Genomic DNA, 546 nt, shown 5'->3' on the forward strand with positions numbered 1-546 from the left:
CCGATGCCGTCGCCGTTGCTGTCCTGGAAGGAGCGCACCAGGACCTCGTAGAAGACGGCACGCTTGAACCACTCCGGATCCCGGTCCCTGGCCGGGGCGTCCTCGAAGATGTCCGGGACGGGTTCGTTGACAGTCATGGCGCGGGCGGCCCTCCGATCTGGGGCGAGGCGGACGATCGCTGGACATGGAGCACGTGCGCGGGCCTCGGGCCGGGTTCCAGCCGCACGTAGGCGTTCCTGCCCCAGTGGTAGGTCTCACCCGTCAGTTCGTCGAGCACCGGCACCGACTCGTGCCATTCCAGGCCGAGTCGCGGCATGTCCAACGAGACCGTCGCCTCCTGGGTGTGGTGCGGGTCGAGGTTGGCGACCACGACGACGGTGTCGGGGCCCGTGGTCTTGCTGTAGGCGATGACGGCGTCGTTGTCGGTCGGATGGAAGCGCAGGTTGCGCAGCCGGCGCAGCGCGGGGTGGCGGCGGCGGATGTCGTTGAGGCGGGTGATGAGGGGAGCGATGGTGCGGCCCTCGCGTTCGGCGGCGGCCCAGTCGC

General features: G+C 70.0%; 1 protein-coding gene. It reads right to left on the reverse strand.

Features of this window, described 5'->3' with window-relative positions:
- Positions 1-133: 133 nt before the first annotated feature.
- A partial coding sequence (locus IE249_RS35590) for an alpha-glucosidase C-terminal domain-containing protein (RefSeq protein WP_189711677.1) occupies positions 134-546 on the reverse strand: 413 nt, incomplete at its 5' end.

The organism is Streptomyces anandii JCM 4720, from assembly GCF_014650655.1.
Taxonomy (GTDB): Bacteria; Actinomycetota; Actinomycetes; order Streptomycetales; family Streptomycetaceae; genus Streptomyces; species Streptomyces anandii.